Source organism: Pseudomonas sp. ICMP 561 (assembly GCF_002699985.1).
GTDB lineage: Bacteria > Pseudomonadota > Gammaproteobacteria > Pseudomonadales > Pseudomonadaceae > Aquipseudomonas > Aquipseudomonas quasicaspiana.
This window is the reverse complement of sequence record NZ_LKBT01000046.1, coordinates 1-671: the sequence shown is the minus strand read 5'-3', so window position 1 is coordinate 671 and position 671 is coordinate 1. Positions and strand designations below refer to the sequence as shown.

The 671-nt window shown below is 53.2% G+C and carries 3 protein-coding genes; all 3 read left to right on the top strand.

Annotation, left to right across the window (positions count from 1 at the left end):
- On the top strand, positions 1-353 hold a 353-nt coding region (locus AO242_RS29855), incomplete at its 5' end, for an IS110 family transposase (protein WP_257153497.1).
- 7 nt (positions 354-360) lie between these two features.
- Positions 361-489 (top strand): hypothetical protein, encoded by a 129-nt coding sequence (locus tag AO242_RS29850; protein ID WP_257153496.1) that lies wholly within the window; start codon positions 361-363, stop codon positions 487-489.
- Positions 490-506: 17 nt separating this feature from the next.
- Positions 507-671, top strand: a 165-nt coding sequence (locus AO242_RS29845; protein WP_257153498.1) for an IS110 family transposase, incomplete at its 3' end; no start/stop codon positions are given.

The window sequence follows — 671 nt, the reverse complement described above, 5'->3', positions numbered from 1 at the left end:
CTGCCATAAAACGCTGGCTTAAAACGTTACCGAGGACCACCGCCATTGCTGTTGAAGCGACAAATGTTTATCACGTCGATCTGGTCGAGCTGGCTTACGAGTCTGGTTTCGACGTCTACATCATCGACGGTTTTCAACTCAGTAATTACCGTAAAGGTGTCGGTGGCCGTAGTAAAACAGACGCATCTGATGCCCGTCTTCTGTCTTCTTGCCCGATTTCTGAAAAACGAAGGCGAAAATCTTCGCCCCTGGACGCCGCCCCCAGCAGTCTACGGAAAGCTGCAAAGCCTTCTGCGACGCAGGGCTTCACTGATTCAGGCCAAAACCAGCCTGACCCAGAGCTGGGCAAATGACACCATCTTGAAGGCGTCATTTGCAGCCTTCCTCAAGTCAATCGAACGGCTGGACCTGCTGGTCAAGGCAAAGCTCAAAGATGCCTTGCGCGAAGCCGGTCCCGTTGCCAAGCTGTTGAAGGTATCGGCTTCCTGACCGCGACAGCTCTGGTCATGGCTTACAACCGAGGCGACTTCAAGAGCGGCGACTCCTACATCGCTTTTTTAGGCATGGATCTAAGAGTGACTGATTCTGGCCAAAAAAATGGCCGTAGGTTCCTAACCAAACGAGGCTGCTCGGAGATTCGCCGATTGCTGCACAACGCAGCAATGTCGGCC